The sequence below is a fragment of the Mucilaginibacter defluvii genome (assembly GCF_039543225.1).
Taxonomy (GTDB): domain Bacteria; phylum Bacteroidota; class Bacteroidia; order Sphingobacteriales; family Sphingobacteriaceae; genus Mucilaginibacter; species Mucilaginibacter defluvii.
Map to the genome: position 1 here is coordinate 77982 of NZ_BAABJI010000001.1, position 21783 is coordinate 99764.

Below are 21783 nucleotides of genomic sequence, written 5' to 3' on the forward strand. Positions count from 1 at the left end.
TGCATATTTTACGTTACATTAGCCAAATATTAGGACAACCTCGATTTAAATGAAAAAACGATTTACCATATTGCTGATGTCGCTATCCCTCGGCGCATTCGCACAAAAAAAAGATGCTTCTTTGGTGCAATACGTTAAGCCCATTATCGGCACCCAACGTATGGGCCATACCTACCCGGGAGCTACCGTGCCGTTTGGCATGGTGCAGCTAAGCCCCGAAACAGATACAGTAAGCTACGAACTGAACGGGAAATATAACCCCGACGTTTATAAATATTGCGCCGGTTACCAGTATGATGATAAAACCATTGTAGGCTTTAGCCATACCCATTTTAGCGGTACCGGCCACTCAGACCTTGGCGACTTTTTAATTATGCCTACAGTTGGCCAGTTAAAATTGAATCCGGGCACGGCTGATAAACCGGGCAGCGGTTATCGCTCAGCATTCTCGCATCAAAATGAAACCGCCGAGGCCAACTACTATAAGGTTAAGCTGGATGCCAGCAATATTACCGCCGAGATGACCACCAGTACACGTGTGGGCTTTCATCAGTACACTTTTCCTAAGTCTGATCAATCGCACATTATACTTGATTTGATGGCAGGCATATACAATTATCCTGATAAGCCGGTATGGACGTACGTTAAGGTGATTAACGATAGCCTGATAGTAGGTTACCGCCAAACCAATGGCTGGGCGCGTACCCGTACGCTGTACTTTGCCATGGCTTTTTCAAAACCGTTTAAACAACATGGCTTTAAAAAGTACGATGCACGCCAGGTATACGGCGGTTTTTGGGGCAAGTTCAATCAAAGCAAAAACTTCCCGGAGATAGCGGGCAAACAAATACGTGCTTATTTCGACTTTGATACCCAGGAGGGCGAAAAGATCAAGATCAAATTCGCATTATCACCGGTGAGCATGGACGGCGCTTTAAACAACATGAAAGCCGAAGTACCGGGCTGGGATTTTGATAAAGTGAAAAAGGATGGCCAGAAACAATGGGAAGATGAGTTGCACCGCATTACCATTGATGGCGACCTGACCACCAAGCAAAACTTTTATACCTCGATGTACCACACCATGATCAACCCGACCATTTATATGGATGCAGATGGCCAGTATAAAGGTTTAGATCAGAATGTGCACAAGGCCGAGGGCTTTACAAATTATACCACCTTCTCGTTGTGGGATACCTACCGGGCACTGCACCCGCTGTTCAATATTATTCACCCGGAACGTAATGCCGATATGGTAAAATCAATGCTGGCCCATTTTGATCAAAGCCCGGAGCGCATGTTGCCGGTATGGTCAAACTCTGCAAACGAGAACTGGTGTATGAGTGGCTACCATTCCGTATCAGTAATTGCTGATGCCGTTGTAAAAGGTAACGCGCCGTTTGATGCTAACAAGGCGCTTGATGCCTGCGTGGCCACCGCCCGCAAACGGAGCTATGAGGGTATTGGCGAGTATATCGATCATGGTTACATCCCTAACGAGCGTTCGGGTATATCGGTTTCATCAACCGTGGAATACGCTTATGATGACTGGGCGATAGCGCAGATGGCGAAAAAGTTAGGCCGTAATGATATTTACGAGGAGTTCATCAAACGCTCGCAAAACTATAAGAATGTGTATGATGCCAGCATTGGTTTTATGCGCCCGAAAAACCTGGACGGAACTTTCCGCAAAGAGTTTGACCCGCTAAGTACGCATAACGCCGGTTTTATTGAGGGTAACTCTTGGAACTACAGCTTATTTGCTCCGCAGGACCCGGAAGGTTTGATAAAACTGATGGGCGGCGAAACCCGTTTTGTGCGCTACCTTGATTCATTATTTACCATGCACCTGCCTGATAAATACTTTGCCGAAACAGAGGATATTACCCGCGACGGTATTATCGGTAATTATGTGCACGGTAACGAGCCATCGCACCACGTAGCTTACCTGTATAACTGGACAAGCAAGCCATGGAAAACCCAGGAACGCGTACGCATGATATTGCCGCTGATGTATAAACCAACGCCTGATGGTTTGGGCGGCAATGATGATACCGGCCAGATGAGCGCCTGGTACATATTTACTACTTTAGGTTTTTACCCGGTTGCGCCGGGTAGCGATCAGTTCTCTATCGGTAGCCCGGCAGTAAATGGCGCTGAAGTGAAAGTGGGAAAAGGCAAAACTTTTAAGATAACAGTAAAAAATCAGGGGCCTAAAAATGTTTATGTGCAAAAAATAGAGCTGAACGGCAAGCCTTACAATAGCCTTTCGCTCTCAAATGCTGATATTATGAATGGTGGAAACATCACCTTTTACATGAGCAGCAAACACAAATAGTAACAAAACGCAGAGGTTTGTGATTATCCTCTGTTAATTGTAACAACAAATTGAACAGCATTGCCGGTGCAGCTTTAGCTTGCAAGGCAATGCTGTTCTGCTTTTGTAAGCAGGTTAATCCTGTTTTTCAATATAGTACGGGCTCGATGCAGTGTAGTGCGTGATAGTAGTTCGCTTACGCCAAGGGTATTGCTTATCTCCTGATGCGAGTAACCTTCAATTGCGTACATGTTAAAAACGGAGCGATAGGTTGCCGGCAGCTCCTGTATCATGTTCATCAGCTCAGCAGTTTCAAGGCGGTTGCTGTTGTAGCTGCTGCCGGTTTTGTAAGCGTCGGTAGCGCTAAAATCATCCACCAAAACAATAGACTTCAGTTTACGGTAGCGCGATATAGCGGCATGTACCATAATGCGGCGGATCCAGCCTTCCAGGCTGCCCTCGCCCCTAAAGTTGTGCATATTTTTAAACAGCTTTATAAAGCCTTCCTGTAAAATATCCTGGGCCTCATCTTTATCCTGCGCGTAGCGCATACATACACTCAGCATTTTAGGGGCCATTAATTTATATAATAGTTCTTGCTCGCGGCGGTTGTTGTTCAGGCATCCATCCCATATCTGGGTTAAGCGATTTTCGGCGGTTTTCATTGTGATCTGTATTTGAACCGTCTATGCCAAAACAGATGCCTTTTTTATAAGTGTCTGTTAGTCAGTGTTTTTATTTTATATTGATTAGTGTTACCGTTCGATAACGGACGTTCGATGTACCCCACCGTACGCTTTTTAATGCCGATTAATTAACTTTGCATCATCCGGGATAAAAACCCGGCATAAAACATGGTGAAAGAAGTTGAAATTGTATGCCCTCCCGGGCAGCATGAGGATGAAACAGTTATAAAAGAGCTGGCATCCGCATCCCTAAAAATTCCTGTTAAAAAAATAAACGGCGTAAAAATAGTTAAGCGTTCTATTGATGCACGCGGCCGGCGTGTGGTTTACCGTATGCAGGTGCAGGTGTTTGTTGATGAGCCTTACCAGGCCGATCATTATACCATTAAATACCCTGATGTAAGTAACGCCAAGCCGGTTATCATTGTAGGTGCTGGCCCGGCGGGATTGTTCGCCGCCTTGCAATGTATAGAATCGGGACTAAAGCCGATCATCATCGAGCGCGGTAAGGATGTAAAGCAGCGCCGCCGCGATCTGGCCAACATCAACAAACAGGGTTTAGTTAACACCGAATCAAACTATTGTTTTGGCGAGGGCGGGGCAGGCACCTATTCCGATGGTAAGCTGTACACCCGCAGTACCAAGCGGGGTAATGTTAACCAGGTACTTAAAGCCTTTGTGGCACACGGGGCCGATGAAGATATTTTGGTAGATGCGCGTCCGCACATCGGTACCAACAAGCTGCCGCAGATCATCACCGCCATGCGCGAAACCATTTTGAACGCCGGCGGCGAGGTGCATTTTAATAAAAAGGTAACCTCGTTATTGGTATCCTTTGGTAAAATAAACGGTGTTGAGTTGGAAAGCGGGGAGAAGATAGAAGCTAAGGCGGTGATACTGGCCACAGGCCACTCGGCACGAGATATTTTTGAGATGCTGCACCGGCAGAACATACTGATTGAGGCCAAGCCTTTTGCGCTGGGCGTACGCATTGAGCATCCGCAGGAAATAATTGACCGGGCGCAATACCACTGCGATAGTCGCGGGCCGTACCTGCCGCCATCATACTACAGTTTGGTTGAGCAGGTGGATAGCCGGGGAGTGTTTTCGTTTTGCATGTGTCCGGGCGGCATTATTGCACCATGCTCAACCGATGTGGACGAGATTGTGGTTAACGGCTGGAGCCCGTCAAAGCGTAATAACCCTTATGCCAACTCGGGCACGGTAGTACAAATAAATCTGCAGGATGTGCAGGGCAGCGATGCCGATCCTTTTAAAATGCTGCGATTTCAGCAGCAGGTGGAGCAGGCGGCATTTCGTGCTGGTGGCGGTAAACTGGTAGCCCCGGCACAGCGCATGGTCGATTTTTTTGAAGGACGCTTATCTGCCGATCTGCCGCAAAACTCCTACCTGCCCGGTACCAAGAGCGTACAGCTGAATGAAGTTTTACCCGGATGGATAAGCGAGCGGCTGCGAAAAGCCATGCCTGTGTTCGGTAAAAAGATGAAGGGCTATTATACTAATGAGGCTATTTTGGTGGGTGTTGAATCGCGCACCTCGTCGCCTGTTAAAATACCGCGGGATAAGGAAACCTTGCAGCACCCGCAGATAGCCGGATTATACCCTTGCGGCGAAGGTGCCGGTTACGCGGGCGGCATTATTTCTGCTGCTATTGATGGCATCAACTGCGCATTGGCGGCAGCGAAAACATTGTAATTATATCAACCTATTTGCCCGTTAACGGTTAAATAGGTATGATCATATCCGAAAAACTTTCGCAGGAACTGGAGAAAATATTGTCGGGCGATGCTTGGTACGGCCCGGCGGTTCACGAAACAATTGACAAGATCAGTTTTGAGATCGCTTATGAGCGGCCTGGAAATGGGGCGCACAGCATAGCTGAAATTGTATTGCACATGCTTGGCTGGACCATAGAGGTTTCTGAACGGTTGAACGACAAAACAGCAACCCTACCCGCCGGTGGCGACTGGCCAGATGCCGGTACGCCCGATGAAGAACGTTGGAAAACGATGGTGAACGATCTGAAACTGGCCAACGTAAACCTCATCGGCCTTATCGAAAAATTTCCGGAATCAAAATGGGGTGAGCTTACTAATGATGACCGTAATGAGCCGGGCTTAGGCGCCGGCGTAAATTATGAGCAATTAATAAACGGCTTAATACAGCATCATGTCTATCACGCAGGGCAGATAGGTATTTTAAACCGGATGCTGGGCGGCGTTGTTTAATATTCGGCTAACTCCCGGCAATTTACCCCTGCTGAGTGCAGCAGGTTTTCAATATATCGTGGCGAAATATTGGTAGATACCACCCGTAAAATATTATCACATTCGTCCAGGTCAAAGTTCCAGTCAATAATGGTTGTTAAATTGGCGAGCAGGTTTTGTACCCGGCTCACTTGCACCTTGCTGGTAACGTTAGTTGCAAATACAAGCACTTCCATATAATTGCAGGGGTTAAAATTAAACAGATGGTGTGTCGGCCTGTGGCGAAGTTCTTTCGGTATTAGTTTTAAACCTATCGTCAAAATTGCTGTCCCGCCTGCCAAACGGGCGCTTTCCCCAGCCGCACATGCGGTTCTCCAGCTCGGTACGGAATTTTTCGCGCTCCTCGGGGCTCATGTTTTTGCAGCGCTCCATCATGCGGCGGCGTGCCCAGGGCGCGTTGCCCGGTCCGCTCTTGCCGCCAAAGCCAAACAGTATCTTGCATAAAATAAATATGCCCATGGCCTGCCAAAAGTTAATGGTGGTAACGTGCAAAATATCCGGCAGCAGGTGGTTCCATAACTGCATCACCACAAAACTTACGGCAGATATGCAGGCTGCAAAAGCAAGCGGAATAAATATAAACCTGCCTTTAAAAAAAAACTGTTTCATTGTTGTATGTCTTTAATATTGTGTAATCTCTTTATATAATTGTTGCAGGCGTTTGCGCAGGTGCAGTACGGCATACCGCTTACGCGATACCAGCGTTTGTTCTTTTTCGCCGGTCATTTCAACTATTTCTGCAAAGGGTATTCCGTCCAGTTCATGCCAGGTAAATACCTGCCGCTGTTCTTCGGGCAGTTCATTAAGCGCTATAAAAAGCTCATCCCAAAAAAGGCCGCGTATGTATTCGCTCTCCGGCGTTTTAGTCTCGGTTAGCAGCAAGTCCTTAAAATAACCCATGTCGTCGGCATCGTCGTCATTACCGGGGGCCAAATCATCAAGCAGGCTCTCTGATTTCTTTTTATGCTTATCGATGATCTTGTTGCGGGCCACCCTGAAAAGCCATGCCCCGGTTTGTTCAATGGGTTCGGCATTAACTACTGCGCTAAGCTGATACCAAACATCCTGCAGTATGTCTTCAGCATCCGCCTCGTTTTTTACCCGCTTACGAATAAAGCCAAACAGCTTGCTGCCATACGACGCCATGGTTTGTATGATGCTGTTCTGTTTTTCGTGGGGCATTATGGTTGTAGCGAGCGTATTCATTATATAATAGTGAAGACGAAGCTGCCTTCAAAACATTTTAAACTTTTTCAATTTTTTCATTTAGATGCGAAGTACCCGCTGTTGTAACATCGCGTTAAATAAAGAAATAAGGTAATATTAATCGCACAAAAAATGCCGGTGTTCAGGCGAACGCCGGCATTATATATATCCTGATTTAACTTTTAAAAGCCTTTTAGCTTGGTATTAGCTTGGCTTAATACTTCTTTCAATTTTTTCAGATCAGATTTCCCTAAGTATGCTTTAGAACGGCTTTCGCCCGATTGCAGTTGCAGCGTAAGAAAGCAATCTACCTTATCGCTTAAAAATTCATTCGTATAACCGGTGGTTACGGTAAAGCCACCTTCAGCCGAAAAGCAGCACACCTTCGGGTCATTAGTTGAGCGTTTATATTGATCTGAAATCAAGTTATCTACCACTTCTTGCAAGCGCACCAGTTCATCCTGGCTGAGTGTAGCGCTATATAGCCGCCTCGAACTGCCGGAGCCTAACCGCGCGGATATGCTGACCGTGTTACCCTCCGCCCCGTTCGACTGCACTATGGCAACAGATAATCCGCGTACTTTGTCGACGTCGTATTTCGTACGTTTTATCTCCACTGACGATGACTCCGCAGGATAAATGTTGCTTACAAGCTGAAAAGTATCGCTTTGTGCAATAGCATTATGTGTAATGAACAGGATTAAGGCGGTATAAAAGGCTTTTCTCATAGTGATAGGCTTCTGATTATCACAAACATAGAATTAACTTTTGGCATTTGAAAGCTTATTAGTTAAATATTTTACAATTGGTTAAATTTTTGATTGGTTGAATGTGACTATGTCTATCGAAACAATACGGCACCGAAGCCCGTTAAATTTAAGTTATGGCAAATAAGAAGACATTGATATTAGGCGCTACCCCCGATCCGGGGCGATACGCTTACCTGGCTGCGAACCGGTTAGTAAGCCACGGGCACAGCATTGTAAATGTGGGATCAAAGCGTGGCGAGGTTGCCGGTGTAGCTATTGAAAAGCCGGAGCAGATTCACCATGATATTGATACCATTACCTTATATGTAGGTACTAATAACCTGCCGCCGTTATATGATTATATATTGGAGACCCATCCGCAGCGCATAATATTTAATCCGGGTACCGAGAATGGCGAGTTGCGTCGCAAAGCTGAAGCGCAGGGTATTGAAACCATATACGCCTGTACGCTGGTGATGTTATCTACAGGACAGTATTAATCCAATTTATTTACTTCATCCATCAGCAATTCAGCTACACATCTAACCGTCTGATGAATAATATCTTCGGCGGTGCCTTTAAATTCCCTGCGATAAGGGATGTGTTTATCCTGTATGATCATATGTACAAATATCGTCCCTACAGGTTTGTCCTGAGTCTCGCTGCCCCCCGCTGTGGTAAGGCCGGTAACGCCTATATGAATATCGGCTTTAATAAGCGCTTTCAGCTTCTCTGCAATTTCACTGGTCACCTCAGCCGACTCGGGCGTATATTTTTTAATAAGGTCCTTCGGCACCTTTAACAGGTACTCTTTTATAGCAGCATCATAACAAACAACACCACCTTTAAGTATTTTGCCTGAATCCGGCGCGAGGGCAAACTCTGAACATAGCCACCCGGCAGTTGCACTTTCGGCAAAAGCGATGGTCAATCCTTTCTCGGCAAGCAGCTTTCCGCATTCGGTAATTTTTGTTTCAGCCATAGTAATAATTTATTTGCCCGTTTCCATGTGGGGGGCATCCACCGGTTTTGATTCCGGCGAGCCCTTTTGTCGTAAAAAAATGGTGAGTATAACTATTGATGCCACCGATAAAAACTCGCTCTGCCAGTTTTGAAAAGTTTCAAACCAAAAAAGCGGCTCGGTAACAAACTGGCCTAAACTTTCAGTTGGTAAACCTTTTAATATCTGCTGTTCATTATTATCCTGCCAGCTACCATACAAATGCAACCCCCAGCTTATAAAAAACAACGTAAAAAAGGCTATGGATAAAGAATGGCTATACAGTCTGAGTATAAAACCACCCTTATTAACGGGTCCGGGCGCGTCGGGCCCCGGCACCGGCTCGCGGTCAACCTCTTCCGGCTCATCAATCTTTTTTGATTCCGCTGATCCACGTTGGCGAAGGCCTACGGTGAGCAATACATAAAGTGCCATCTGTAAAAATTCACTCTGAAAGTTTTCAAAGGTGGCGGATATGAAATGGCCTGATTGCAGGTATTCCGTAAAGGTTTCCGGCTGCCCGCCATCTTCCATTATTTCTTTATTATTTTCTTTCCAGCCGGTAAAGGCTTGTGCTATCAGTGTAAATAAAAATAGCGAAACAAAAACTATGCTCAGGCTATTACGATAAAAAAAGCTGCGCTTTTTCATTACTTAACGGTTATGTGGAATGATAACCGTCTAATTCCTGAAATGTTTAAGTGTGTTTTCTTTCTAAGAAAATATTATCATCTGATTTTAAACCGGCTGTGCCGATAAAATCCTCAACTCTTTAGGGTAATAATTATTTACGCGGTTCGGAAGCAGCTTTGCCCAGCCCAGGGCCAAGCCTTCATAGGTCATCAGGCTCCAGCCTTTTTCGGTTGTGTTTAAAACCAAATTATCTTTACGCAGATAAGCAATTGCTTTATCATAATTAAGTGGTGTTTGCAAAACGGCATCTTTATTAATAATAGTGCTTAGCGCAAGCTCATGGTCAGGCACCAGGTCCCGACCGGCAATTTTGCCAATGCGCACACCGGATTTTTTTATGTACAGATGCTTGTGCAGTATATTCAGGCTTTCGTGATGATGCTTATCAATGGCCAGCCAATCATCAGCAACCTTTAAATAATAGTAATTGTCGGCATCATTAATGTATGCCTTAACCAGCTCAATTTCTTTAGCGGATAATTTTTGTTGGCCGCTATTTTTATGGGCTGAAAGTTCGCCGCTGTCTTTAGTTTTTTTAAGGCATGCTGCAAAAAGGCCTTCACCTAATATTTTACCCGGATAAAAACGATATCCATACGCAGCCTTTTCTTTAGACCGGCTTACGGTGATGTTCCAATCCGGCTGTACAGGAATGTTGATGCTTTCCATTTCAAATTCAGTACAAAGCCAGTCGACCACGTCTTCATTTTCCTGATGCGAGTAAGAGCAGGTAGAATATATTAGGTAACCATCTTCTTTTAATGCAGGGTATATGTCGGCCAATATACGCTGCTGCCGCTGATGGCAAAGTACTACGTTGGCCTGACTCCACTCATCCATTGCCGCCGCATCCTTACGAAACATACCCGAGCCCGAGCAGGGGGCATCAACCAAAATAACATCAAAAAAACCCTTCAGTCTGGTAAAGTCGCGCGGATCGTTATTAGTAACTATGCTGTTTGCCGTTCCCCAGCGGGTAAGGTTATCGGCCAATATAGGTACGCGCGTTTTGATGATCTCGTTAGCAACCAATAAGTCGGTGTTACTAAGGAGCGAATTAAGCAAAGTGCTTTTACCACCCGGCGCTGCGCACAAGTCGAGCACTTTTACAGGTTCGCCATCCGGCTTTATATAATTAAATATATGCCCGATGAACATTGATGATGCCTCCTGAACATAATAAGCGCCGGCATGAAACAGCGGGTCAAATGTGAAAGACGGGCGTTTCTCCAGGTGAAAACCCTCTTTATACCATGGAACCTGAGCTCCTTTTTTAATATCTGATGGTTTAAAAGGGTTCAATCTGATAGACACAGACGCTTCATTTTCGTGAGCTGCAACAAAACTTTGCTCGTCAAAACCGGGCTCAGACTGTAACGAACCAATAAAACCAGGCGGAAAAAGGGCTTTACTCATATATAAACAAAGATACAAAACTATCATTTAACCCGCTTTAATGAGGTTTATAAGTATTGTTTAATTGATGTGTGGATTGTTTTTCAGTTAGTTATGAATTTTTTTTAAAAAGTTTAAAATATTTTTGGTTGATGGCTGTTTTTGTGCCTACATTTGTGACCGCTTTGAAAGCAAGGTGGGTAGTTATTTGAAACAACAGGAGTTTAATTTGAGTTGAGAAAGTAAAAATACTTTTTTGAGAATTAATAAAAACCTGTACCTTTGCGACCCGCCACGGCGGGGCTCTTTAGTCTGCAAAGAAGGAAGAGTGAGCGTTTAAGGCGTCTGTACCGGAATAAAAAAAATAAAAATTTTTATTTTGGAAAAGCGAAAAGGTTTTCTACCTTTGCAGACCCAAAACGAGGGAAACTTCGGAAGCGAATTCTGAAGCAGAAAATAATGAAAAGTTTGCCTGTCGCAATGACAGGATAACATACAGCCAAACCGTGAGGCGAGGCGATAAAGTTCTTTAAGGAAAAGATAATCATGTAGCGTAGCGGGCTACTTTGAAAGGCGAAAGCGGAAAGGTGAAAGGCGAAAGCAACTAACCCCAAGCAGAAACCAAAACAGCAAAGTAGTACTGTCAATGAAAACAACCCGTTCGGGTTGAAAAGAGAACCAATAAAGTTTTCAGGGGGATACTGTAAAAGATACATTATTTACAGATTCTATTGATTGAGTTAATAGAGTCAGGTAAAACAAACAAAACATTATACAATGGAGAGTTTGATCCTGGCTCAGGATGAACGCTAGCGGCAGGCCTAATACATGCAAGTCGGACGGGATTCGGGAGCTTGCTCCCGATGAGAGTGGCGCNACTTTACTAAAGCCCCTTTCAGCAATGAGAGGGGCTTTTTGCGTTTTATGCTCTTTTCAAGTAAAATTGAGTTCATAAGTAATATTTAACTACTGCCAACCAATCTATTTTAAGTTAAAGCTCATTGACCAGCTTTAATTTAAAATTCCAAATACATACAATAGTTTATACATCTAACTTTGGAATGAGCAAATCCGAATAAATGAACTTTTCTATTCCAACTGGAATGATTTTTAACGTTAACAATTGCTTTGAACACCAACTTTATTGCATGAATCTGTTTGCCAAATGCAAGGCTCATCTAAGACATATTCCTTTATGTGTATTGATAAGCAATGCTCATAGTTAAAATTACCCGGAGCATCCTTAATATATTCCGCCTCTGATAGAAATAGCGTTTTTTTTATTAGATGACGAAAAATAGTAAACTTCAACGTCCACGCCTTTGCTACCTTTAATTTTATAGTTTTTAGGCAAGCTTATAGTGATAACCCATCTCAACTATGTTGGTTAACTAACGAGTCAATAAAACCTTGGCAGAATGAATGTATTGGGATGTTAAGTTTTTGTTATGATTACAATTACGGGTTGTAATTAATATAAGAACTGATGAAATTGTTAATAAGGAAAGGCACTTCATATCCAAATTATGGATTTATGTTTGCGATTAAAAGGATGGTAAACTATTACTTGATCCTATACAGTTCCCAATCAGGTGTTTCATAAACCTTTTGCACCAGCATCCCAGGGTCGTTACTGCGCATAAAGTTAAAATAGGTATTATTAAGTTGGGTATAGCCCTTTGCCCGGTTTGAAGTGCTTGCGACTAATATATAGCTTACATAGCCCCTCGGCGTTTCAATGGCAGTTAAAAACTTGTCCTGATAAGGCATTACCAGTTTTTGTATATTGTTTACAAAGGCAACTATAGGGTATGCTATCGCGTCGTCAGTCATGATAAGCGTATTGTCGGGCAAGGCATTAATGTAATTCGCTATATCCTGGTTCTGCTCCTGATCACTATTTTCAGTAGGCTTGCTGAGCATAGCCATAAAGTTCTGTTCGTCGGCGATAGGCGAACGGTTTAAAAAGTAAAAGCCGGTAAATATCTGTATGGCCATGCCCGCTCCCATCAAAATCTTAAGCATTTTCTTATCCTTGAATGATTCCAGCCGGAATATGATACACAGCAACGCCAATACAAGAAATATAAGGTAGAACTCATGCGCGATATAAATCTTATCGTACTTTAACCTTAAAAATTCAATGAAGGCAAATGGGGTAAGCAGTGTTAATGCCTGGTAGGTATTCTGCCTGTACATATAAAGTGCCAGCAAAATAAGCGGACTATACATGATCATTTTTAGCGATAGCAGAACTGCTGAATCGGGTATTTTATAGGTGTTGCTGCTTGTTATCTCGTCAAAATTTATCTTATCTACCAATACGTTCCAGGTGGCGTAAGGGCTTTCAATAAAGTAATTCAGATCATTGGCATGCGTTAGGTTCAACAATTTATAACATACTATTGATGCTATTGGGAGGATAAAGATGATGATATAAAGCGCAAAGGTTTTTGATATAAGCTTACGCCGCAGCGAGGGGTTATTAAAGCTTAAAAACAAGCGGAATATTGATTCTTTCTCGCCCAGATTCAAACTCTTCAGCGTGATAGACAATACCAGTGGTATAAAGAACAGCGTAAGCCATATAAACCGGTAATCGCAAAAAGTAAGTGTTACCAAACACATACTTGCTAAGGATACGTGATAGGTAGTATTTGATCGGTAGAACTTGAGGATATTTAAGAAGAATAAGTAAAAGAAAGTCAGTACGAGGTAGATACCCTTTCCGGCGGTAGCGGTATACAACATTCCGGGATGAAAGAGGAACAATACTACAAGCAACACCAGGTAAAAATTATCTTTCACCGTTTTTAATAACGTGGCCGATATCAGGTAAAATAAAATTGCCGTGCCTATGGCCGACGCAATTACTGGGGCCAACAGGTAGTTTATACTCGTAAAAATAAAGGTTGAGTAAAACGGAATAATGGGTGCTGTTAAGCCCATTACTTTAAGCCTGTTACCCAAGCCCTCGAAAACTATTTTCGATTTTTCGATATAGAATAAAGCCTCGGCATTGTAATAGCCGAGCTTATTAAAATACACGCCTAATACCAGGTAGTAAGCACCCAGCAAAACAGTTATCAGTAAAAGTAAGGTCGATCTCTTTATCATTTTACAATGTTAACCGGGCTGCTCATTTTACTTAAACCATGATTGGTTTTTTCCCAGTAAAAAGGATTAACTATTAACTGGTACAAACCTTTATAAGCCGCTACCGAATGCAGCATCCAATACACCGGGTTTGCTACGGCAAATAATATCAACTCGTAAAACCTGCGCTTAAATACGGCCATCATATTTACGTAGATCATCAGGATGTTGCCTACCATAAGGTTGAATATAGACATAAACAACACCCAATCCGGAAACAGTGTACGGATCGTTGATAGGTCAAACAGTATGTAATTTAAAAATATGATGAGCAATAACGGGTAAACCAAAAAGGTTATGGGCGTTGCGCCGATAAAAAAGCTGAACCCTAAAAACCCTTTTAAGCCGATCTTGCGATAGAGCGCTATCGGGTCGCGCATGTGTACGAGGTAGGTTTGCATGTAGCCCTTTATCCAGCGCGAGCGCTGGCGTATCCAGTTAAACGGCTCGTTGTTAGCTTCCTCGTATGTAGTTGAGTTTACTACCGCTATCTTATATCCCTTGGCATAGGCACGCACCCCTAAGTCGGCATCCTCGGTTACGTTAAACGGATCCCAGGCGCCTAATTCTATCAGGTTTTCCATTTTAAAGTGATTGCTGGTACCACCCAGCGGAATCGGAATATCAAGCGTATCTAAACCTGGCAGCATGTAATCAAACCAATATGAATACTCCAGCGTGAACATGCGTGTCAAAAAGTTCTCATTACGGTTAAAGTAATTAAGCGAACATTGCACACAGATAAAATGCTCCGGCAGTTTAGTAAAAAGGGCTACAACTTTTTTTAATTGATCCGTATCCGGAATATCCTCAGCATCATAAATGGTCAGGAATTTACCGCGCGAAAAATGCAGGCCGTAGTTACACGCTTTTGGCTTGGTCTTCGGCATATGGAATGGTACCACAATTACCTCGAACGTAGCTGGGAAATCCAGGTTACGTACCGCGTTCAAGGTTTTGTCATCGTCCTCTTCAATCAACAATTTAATATCCAGCTGTTCGCGCGGGTAATCAATACTCTGCAGGTTCCAAATCAGCTTTTTAATTAGCTTATCCTCTTTATAAACCGGAAGGTGTATGGTGTAAACCGGCAATTCATCCGTCACTACATCTCGTACTTCCTGGTTTGTTACCGCCTGGTGCAGTTCAAACCTTGAGCCCACCAACGCCAAAAAGAGCTTGAACGATATGGCGATCAGAAAGAAGAAACTCAATATTACGTTGATGGTGATAGAGGTATTTTTAAAGTTAAGCACAAGGCCTACGCAAATGATGCCCACCAATCCAAATAAAAAAATAAGCTGCTTGGATGTAAAAGTAACCCTTGCTGAATTAGCGGGGTCGCGGTGCATCAGTTCAAAAACGGCCGACTTAACATATTTTTCGCCCAGCAACCTATGGCTCATCCAGGTAATTTCCAGGTCTGACGCTACGATTATCTCGGGTTCCATATCGTAAGTGAACCGTACAAAATCAATAAATAGCTGATCGGTAGGGTCGGCCATTAAGGTTATGAGTTTGCCGTCCTGCACGCGCAAGGGTAACGCAACATGATCATTGGCCAGCTTGAGTTCTATTTTGCTTAGTATCTCGGCATCGTGCTTTTCTTCACGTACCTCGTTCAGAATGATTCCGGCGTTTACAAGCGAACGCTCGTAATTTTTACGGGAAATATAACCAAAGTTGAGTGCTACTTTTATAAAAGCCTGCCCCAATGTTGCCGAAAGCTTCTCAATGCTTTCACGGTCGGCCCGGGTTATAAAACCATCGGTAATCAGTAGCTCGGCAACAGAGGTTATCATTGTATGTATAGAAAAAGTTTGCCCGGTTACAGGATAAGCGTAACCGGGCTTAAAGCTTTATAATTATTCGTTAAACAGATCCTGAGAGCTTTGTACCCGTGAACGCACGTAAAGAAATGATACCAGGATAAGTACCAGTATACCTAACAAAATGTACAGGTTGTAACTTTCCCAAAACTGCGCCAGTCCGCTTTTGGTATCTACATACTCCAGGTTCTCACTTGACTTATTGATGTTGAACAGGTATTTGTTAGCGTTAACATCGGCAATACAAACGTTGCTTGAAAGGGTTGATAATTGCTCGGTAATAGAGCGTGATACAGCCAGGAATGCCTCTGCCGGATGTTTCCCCGTAGCGGTAAGCACTAAGGTTGCGTTGTTGCTGCGGCCGTAAAAAATTTGTGCCAAACCGTTTGATACACTGTCAGACAATGAATAAACTACCTTGTTGTTTTCAGCATTGTACAAGCGGAATTTTTGGTTGAACTTGATCGGTGCATCCGGAAAATCATCCATCAGTTTATCATCCTTTGAAAGCAGCGCTACCACGTTGTATTTCTTCAGATCGCCTGCCTCAACAGCGTCAGAGTAAACTATCTCAGGAAAGTTGTTTGCGTTGATGTTGTTGTTCAACTCATAGATGATCTCACCAAGAGCGGCGGCCGCATACTTTGCATAGTTTTTACTTACGATCAGGCGGGTTGAACCGCTGTTAAACGCTTCCGGATATTGATAGAAACTAAGGTCGTTTGTGATGAACGGATTTTTTGAGGCCAGGTACGATTTATCAACGTCAATTTCGCAAAAGAAGTTGGTAAAGCTATTGGCACAATTACCGCTGCTCGGATAAAACCTGAACTCAGCTTCAAGCGTATTGTATTTGTGGTGCTGATAGCGGTTAATGGTTACAGCGGTGTTTAATTTACCCGATGCATCCAGTTTTTCGCTGCTAATCAATAACCCGTTCAAATAGATGTTGAAAAAGCCACGGTCGCCCGGGTTCAGGCTGCTGTAAATGCCGGCAAAACGTATCTCAACCTCTTTAGGTGTAAAGCTAAAATCGCTGTTCTTAAAGTTGTATACGGTTTTCAGTGAACCTATGCCCGACATGAAGTTGCTTGCGCCCCCCAATTGCTTTAACGATAGCTTCGACCGGCTTTCGTCGACGTTTTGAAAGAAGCTGTTTTGGGCATCATTTATCAGCAGGTAGTCGCCGTACGTGGAGTTAAGCACATTCATATTACCCAGGGCGGTAATCGCTTTTTCGTAACCGGTATCATCGCCGCCCGATACAAAAAGTATCTCATTAGGTACAACGCTTGTTGATACCGTTTTAACCGGTACGTTTTTACCGCGTACATCAACCATGGTAGTTAATGTATCGGTAAGGCTGGTTATGCTTTTGTGCAGGTAAAGCATGCCCTGGCTGCCTTGCGGATTCACCTTTACCAAGCGACGTTGTGCTTCCGGCAATTGCGAAACCTCGCCAACCATAATGTAATTCTTTACACTGTCGGGTAATTTGCCTGCTTCATAAACATGAATTTCTTTTGAGGAAGTACGCTTTAAGCGCGCGTAAGCCCATGCCACGGCTTTCAAGTCATGCAGTGATGGATTGTTCGGGAAAACAATAGCACGTTTTGAATCAAAGCAGTTGCTGATGTTTACGTTGTTGAAAAAGTTTTTATTGCTCTTGATGAGCGACAGGTAAGAGTTTCCTTTTACCTTGATCCACATAGCCGGATTATCCAGGTCGCGACATTTATCGTTACTGATGGTAGCGACGGTCTTGATCTGTAATTTTAGATATTTTTCGGGCGACAAATCACTCCGCGACAGGTTGATAACCACTTTCTGTATGGAGTCACGTGTCAATCTCGAACTAATGATCGGCTGATCATTTATCAGGATATTGATAAAAGAGTTCTCTTTGATCAGCGCCTGCGATGGTTCAAAATACAACACCAGTTTGCTGCCGTTCATCTCAACCAGCGGACTTATCCGCAAAAAGTAGGATGTTGCGCCGTTCATGCCGTAAATGGCATTATCCGGATGCCCCATTGATTTGAATGACACAATACTCTGTGCCCTTACAGCGGTTGATAGTACAAGTAAAAAGGCTAAGAAGGTTAAAACTCTCTTCATCGGGTTGTATTGTATATTAGTTAATAGCGTAAAATTCTATTCTGAAATAGTTGCCGTTATCATCACTGCGATAATAAATCTCGCCGCCCATTTCCTGCGTCATCAGCTTGGCGATGGAAAGGCCCAGGCCCAGCCTGCTTTCATGCACCGCGCCCACATCATTAAGGGTTTTCAGTTTGTTGAACATCATATCCAGCTCCTGCTGGCCTATGGCAATGCCCTCGTCAATAATCTCGAACACGAATTTTTGGCGTTGCAGGCTGGTGACTATCTTAATGTTGTTATTAGTTTGCGAAAACTTAATAGCGTTTGATAACAGGTTTTGAAAAACCTGGCCGGTAAACACGCGGTCGAGCCTTACATTTAGCGGTAACTTCAAAATATTATCAATCAGGTGTATATTTTTCATGTGGGCAGTTTCCTGCAGGCCTTTAAAAACATACTGCACTTCCTGGTTTGCGTCAAATATCTCCAGGTTGAATTTGATCTCCGGCGACGATATCTCTTTTACGTCCATCAGCTTGTTCAGCATGTACTGCATCTTCTCGGCCGACTCAGTGATGTATCCAACAAATTCTTTCTGGTCATTGCTTAGGCGGTAATCTTCCTCTTTCACCATGTTGTTACTCATAATGATGGAACCGATCAGGTTTTTAAGGTCGTGGCCAGCAATATTTATAAAGCTGTTCTTCTGTTCATCAAGCTTGCGCAGCTGTGCGTACTGCATATCAATAATATTGTTCTTTTCATTGATATCCTGGTATTGGGCTTTAAGCTGATCGTTTGATTTTTCGATCAATATCTGCGCTTGTACCTCGCGTACAAGCACTTTGTACCGCGCGTGCGGAATAATGGTTGAAATAACTACAATAACGAAAAAGAACTGGCCGCCGTTATTTACCAGCAGGTCGATAGTATACTCGCTGAAGCCGTTAAAAAATATCGCTAAAAACAAAAAGGCAGCCAGCGCCTGGATAATAGAGTTAAGCGCTTCCCAAAATACCTGCAGGTTAAAAAACAGGATAATGGCGGCGTAAAGCAAAAAATAAATGTTTATGGATTCAATATTAACGAGGTTACATAATAGCGCGGTTGTTATCGAGAGGATAAAAAGAACCGCGTGCAGCAGTATACGGTAGTTTTTTTTATGTGCCTGAAAGTAGTTGTAAAGCATGTAGATCACAAAAACCGAGGTTAGGCGCACAATCAGAAAACTTACCCAGAACTGGTTTGCGTATATAAAGTCGACGATGCTAAAAAGCGGGTATAAAAAAATAACCGTCCACACGATTATATTGGTTTGATACCAGGCCTTTTTTAAAACCTCTTTGGAGAACTCCTCTTTGGTGATCTTTAAAAACATTACGCTTAGTTGAATAATTAGGGGGTAACAGGTTTAGTGTTTATAATAAACGTGTTAGTATGATTACCGGTTTATTGGCCAGGGCTCACAGTTGCACAATAACAAAAAGTACTCCAAATAGGTGAATGAGTATGCGCTTGAAACCGTAATGCGGCAGGTATATCATGCTTATAACCGATTAGTGTTGTAAGGCTTTGCCCTATTTATTACATAAATAAATACATGTGTTTAGCTAAAAAGCAATGTTTAATGCTTGTTTAAGAACTTGTGTTAAACTAAACCGCACTTGGTTTGTATATATAACAAGTGTTATTTATAAGATATTTATTTTATCAACAAATAATAAGTTAACGGCTTATAACATAACTGGGGTGGGATTATATAAATAATCGGGGTAATTTTTCCATGTTTTGCGGAAAAATTTGCCTGCTGTTAACATTTGTTAGCATCTGCCAGTAGCGTTTTTTGCTAAAAATGATGTTAGTCACACCACTTAAAAACATGCTGTTTAGTTAGTTAATTTAGCTAACTTTACGCCCTAATTGTTAATTATGAGATTTTTTGAAGAAAAGAGAAGTGAAGTAATGAAGCATATTGAAAAATACATGCTCGAAAAGATGCATGATTTTTTAAAGCCGATAGATACTATCTGGCAACCTGCTGATTTATTACCTGATTCTTCACGAGATACTTTTTTTAATGAGATAAAAGAACTTCAGGAAAGCGCCCAGGGTTTATCTTATGACCTTATTGCGGTATTGATAGGCGACACCATTACCGAGGAGGCGCTTCCTACTTACGAATCGTGGTTGACCATGGTCGACGGCGTATCGAAAGATGAAGAGGGTGGCTGGATGAAATGGACCCGCTACTGGACCGCTGAGGAAAACCGTCACGGCGATTTGCTGAATAAATATCTTTACCTCTCCGGTCGGGTGAATATGCGTATGATGGAGGTATCAACGCAATACCTGATAGCTGACGGGTTTGACATAGGTACCGGTACCGATCCGTACCGCAACTTTATTTATACATCCTTCCAGGAATTAGCTACCAACGTTTCGCACCGCCGTGTGGCATCGCAGGCTAAAAAACAAGGCGATACCCTGCTTTCAAAAATGTGTGGCGTTATTGCGGCTGATGAGGCGCGCCATGCCAAAGCATACAAATACTTTATCGAAAAGATATTCGAGGTAGACGCGAGTGAAGCTATGCTGGCCTTTGAGGATATGATGCGCAAAAAGATTGTTATGCCGGCGCACTTCTTACGCGAGGTTGGGCTTAAAATAGGCCAAACCTTCGGCCACTTTACCGATGCTGCCCAGCGTTTGGGTATATATACCGCTGTTGATTATGTGGATATCCTGAAGGAATTGATTGAGGATTGGCATATTGAAAGCGTTACCGATTTAAGTGCCGAAGCAGAAAAAGCCCGCGATTACATTATGAAATTGCCTGAGCGCTTACTGCGCGTGGCCGAGCGTATGAAAAACCCGATGCTCGAATATAAATTTACCTGGATAAACGGCTAAATCTGTGGTGCGGTAGCGCCAAGGTGCTTAACAAAAAGCTCGTCTAGAACGGACTCAAGGGTAAGCGCGTTTACATCGTCAACGTAATGTTCTGATTTTGCTACTTCCAGCGTTTGGCTGCCTGTGGGTGTTAGCTTAAATAAAAATCCGTCGTATAAACCGGGTTTTTGTATCACAATGCTCTGCCCGTCCTTCAATATATCAAAATCAATCTCAACCTTTCGGTGATCGGCAAACTGCCTGTTCAGGTTTGCCTTTAAATATTGGTACAAGTCATCAATCAATACCGGCTTTGCTGTGTTTATAATTTTCATAACCTGCTTTTGTGGGTTAGTTTTGTTGATAATACAACTTTACACAGGTTTATAATGTTTTACACAAATCATCAGCTTATATGAATTACAAATTATTGGGCCGTTCGGGCTTAAAGGTTTCTGAACTATGTTTAGGCACCATGGGTTTTGGTACGGAGGCCGGCTGGGGGGCCGATCAGCAAACAAGCTTCGCCATTATGGATACGTTTGCCAACGCCGGTGGCAACTTTATTGATACCGCCAATATTTATAAGCTGGGCACCAGCGAAAAGATAATTGGCGAATACATCAGCAACCATGACCGCGATTATTTTGTGCTGGCTACCAAGTATACGCTGCTTGATAACCGCACAAACCCCAATGCATCGGGCAATAACCGCAAAAACATGATGCGCAGTGTAGAGGAAAGCCTGAAGCGTTTGAAAACGGATTTTATTGATGTGCTTTATCTGCATATATGGGATAATATTACACCGGTTGACGAGGTGCTGCGCGGGTTGGATGATCTGATCAGGCAAGGAAAGGTTAACTACGCAGCCATAAGCGATACCCCGGCCTGGGTAGTTGCCAAAGGAAATACCCTGGCTGAACTGATGGGCTGGAGCCAGTTCATCGCATTGCAAATTGAGTATAGCCTGTTACAGCGCACCCCGGAGCGCGAGCTCACTCCAATGGCTGCCCATTTCGGGATGACTGTTACGCCATGGGCTCCCCTGGCCGGTGGTGCTCTTACCGGCAAATACCTGCGCGGCGAGCAAGGCCGCATAAAACCGGAAAGCAAACGCCTCGACGAAAATAGTGTGCGTATCACCAAAAAAGTAATTGAAATAGCCAACGAATTAGGTGTATCACCCGGCAATGTAGCCTTACAGTGGACACGCCAGCAAGGGTTTTCATCTATCCCGATTGTAGGTGCTACCAAGGTTGAGCAGTTGCAGGAGAATTTGAAGGTGACCGACCTTATACTATCCGATGCGCATTTGAAAGCGCTTGATGAAGTAAGCGCCGTGCCGCTTGGATTCCCGGGCGACTTTTTTAACGAAGAGGCTGTAAAGGTTAACTCCTTCGGCGGATTTTATGATCGGGTTGAAAAAAGGTGATAAGTATGCGCTGCGGTAAACTGTAAAATAAGGTAAC

At 43.5% G+C, this 21783-nt stretch carries 19 protein-coding genes; 6 read left to right on the plus strand and 13 right to left on the minus strand.

Annotated elements, in window-relative coordinates; genetic code table 11:
• Positions 1-49: 49 nt before the first annotated feature.
• Positions 50-2338: a GH92 family glycosyl hydrolase gene (locus ABD960_RS00340; RefSeq protein ID WP_345328789.1), complete on the plus strand. Its 2289-nt coding sequence runs from the start codon at positions 50-52 to the stop codon at positions 2336-2338.
• A gap of 74 nt (positions 2339-2412) precedes the next feature.
• Here ABD960_RS00340 and ABD960_RS00345 read toward each other — a convergent pair whose 3' ends face one another.
• Entirely contained in the window at positions 2413-2982 is a 570-nt protein-coding gene (locus tag ABD960_RS00345) for an RNA polymerase sigma factor (RefSeq protein ID WP_345328791.1), read from the minus strand.
• A 189-nt stretch (positions 2983-3171) separates the two neighbouring features.
• Here ABD960_RS00345 and ABD960_RS00350 point away from each other — a divergent pair, with 189 nt between their 5' ends.
• Positions 3172-4719, plus strand: coding sequence for an NAD(P)/FAD-dependent oxidoreductase (locus tag ABD960_RS00350; protein WP_345328792.1), 1548 nt, complete (start codon positions 3172-3174; stop codon positions 4717-4719).
• 38 nt (positions 4720-4757) lie between these two features.
• On the plus strand, positions 4758-5252 hold the full coding sequence (locus tag ABD960_RS00355) for a DinB family protein (protein ID WP_345328794.1): 495 nt from the start codon (positions 4758-4760) through the stop codon (positions 5250-5252).
• Here ABD960_RS00355 and ABD960_RS00360 read toward each other — a convergent pair.
• From ABD960_RS00360 to ABD960_RS00375, 4 genes are all read right to left on the minus strand, one after another.
• The gene (locus tag ABD960_RS00360; RefSeq protein WP_345328796.1) at positions 5249-5467 is read right to left on the minus strand and encodes a hypothetical protein; all 219 of its coding nucleotides are present in this window, start codon (positions 5465-5467) and stop codon (positions 5249-5251) included. The two genes, ABD960_RS00355 and ABD960_RS00360, sit on opposite strands and share 4 nt — an antisense overlap.
• A 19-nt stretch (positions 5468-5486) precedes the next feature.
• Positions 5487-5900, minus strand: a complete 414-nt coding sequence (locus ABD960_RS00365; RefSeq protein WP_345328798.1) for a hypothetical protein — start codon at positions 5898-5900, stop codon at positions 5487-5489.
• A 12-nt stretch (positions 5901-5912) separates the two neighbouring features.
• Positions 5913-6497 (minus strand): RNA polymerase sigma factor, encoded by a 585-nt coding sequence (locus tag ABD960_RS00370; protein ID WP_345328800.1) that lies wholly within the window; start codon positions 6495-6497, stop codon positions 5913-5915.
• 182 nt (positions 6498-6679) lie between these two features.
• Entirely contained in the window at positions 6680-7225 is a 546-nt protein-coding gene (locus ABD960_RS00375; protein WP_345328802.1) for a hypothetical protein, read from the minus strand.
• A 155-nt stretch (positions 7226-7380) separates the two neighbouring features.
• Here ABD960_RS00375 and ABD960_RS00380 point away from each other — a divergent pair, with 155 nt between their 5' ends.
• Positions 7381-7746 (plus strand): CoA-binding protein, encoded by a 366-nt coding sequence (locus ABD960_RS00380; protein WP_345328804.1) that lies wholly within the window; start codon positions 7381-7383, stop codon positions 7744-7746.
• Here the strand turns inward: ABD960_RS00380 and ABD960_RS00385 are convergent.
• The 7 genes from ABD960_RS00385 to ABD960_RS00415 all read right to left on the minus strand — a co-directional run bounded on the left by ABD960_RS00385 (position 7743) and on the right by ABD960_RS00415 (position 18800).
• Positions 7743-8228 carry a CinA family protein gene (locus ABD960_RS00385; protein WP_345328805.1) on the minus strand — a complete coding sequence of 162 codons (486 nt, stop codon included), beginning with the start codon at positions 8226-8228 and terminating at the stop codon, positions 7743-7745. The genes ABD960_RS00380 and ABD960_RS00385 overlap by 4 nt on opposite strands.
• 9 nt (positions 8229-8237) lie before the next feature.
• Entirely contained in the window at positions 8238-8897 is a 660-nt protein-coding gene (locus tag ABD960_RS00390; RefSeq protein ID WP_345328807.1) for a DUF6766 family protein, read from the minus strand.
• A gap of 87 nt (positions 8898-8984) precedes the next feature.
• Positions 8985-10355, minus strand: coding sequence for a methyltransferase RsmF C-terminal domain-like protein (locus ABD960_RS00395; protein ID WP_345328809.1), 1371 nt, complete (start codon positions 10353-10355; stop codon positions 8985-8987).
• Between the two features lie 1542 nt (positions 10356-11897).
• Entirely contained in the window at positions 11898-13451 is a 1554-nt protein-coding gene (locus ABD960_RS00400; RefSeq protein ID WP_345328810.1) for a hypothetical protein, read from the minus strand.
• Positions 13448-15292 (minus strand): glycosyltransferase, encoded by a 1845-nt coding sequence (locus ABD960_RS00405; RefSeq protein ID WP_345328812.1) that lies wholly within the window; start codon positions 15290-15292, stop codon positions 13448-13450. The genes ABD960_RS00400 and ABD960_RS00405 overlap by 4 nt, the downstream gene beginning before the upstream one ends.
• Positions 15293-15355: 63 nt before the next feature.
• A complete protein-coding gene (locus ABD960_RS00410) occupies positions 15356-17437 on the minus strand; it encodes a cellulose biosynthesis cyclic di-GMP-binding regulatory protein BcsB (protein ID WP_345328813.1) in 2082 nt (693 codons plus the stop codon).
• A 16-nt stretch (positions 17438-17453) separates the two neighbouring features.
• A complete protein-coding gene (locus ABD960_RS00415; RefSeq protein ID WP_345328815.1) occupies positions 17454-18800 on the minus strand; it encodes a sensor histidine kinase in 1347 nt (448 codons plus the stop codon).
• A gap of 551 nt (positions 18801-19351) precedes the next feature.
• On the opposite strand from ABD960_RS00415, the gene ABD960_RS00420 reads away from it, so the two are divergent.
• Entirely contained in the window at positions 19352-20332 is a 981-nt protein-coding gene (locus ABD960_RS00420; RefSeq protein WP_345328816.1) for an acyl-ACP desaturase, read from the plus strand.
• Here ABD960_RS00420 and ABD960_RS00425 read toward each other — a convergent pair.
• Positions 20329-20646 carry a hypothetical protein gene (locus ABD960_RS00425; protein WP_345328818.1) on the minus strand — a complete coding sequence of 106 codons (318 nt, stop codon included), beginning with the start codon at positions 20644-20646 and terminating at the stop codon, positions 20329-20331. The genes ABD960_RS00420 and ABD960_RS00425 overlap by 4 nt on opposite strands.
• Before the next feature lie 80 nt (positions 20647-20726).
• On the opposite strand from ABD960_RS00425, the gene ABD960_RS00430 reads away from it, so the two are divergent.
• On the plus strand, positions 20727-21746 hold the full coding sequence (locus ABD960_RS00430; protein ID WP_345328820.1) for an aldo/keto reductase: 1020 nt from the start codon (positions 20727-20729) through the stop codon (positions 21744-21746).
• The last annotated feature ends 37 nt before the right edge of the window (positions 21747-21783 follow it).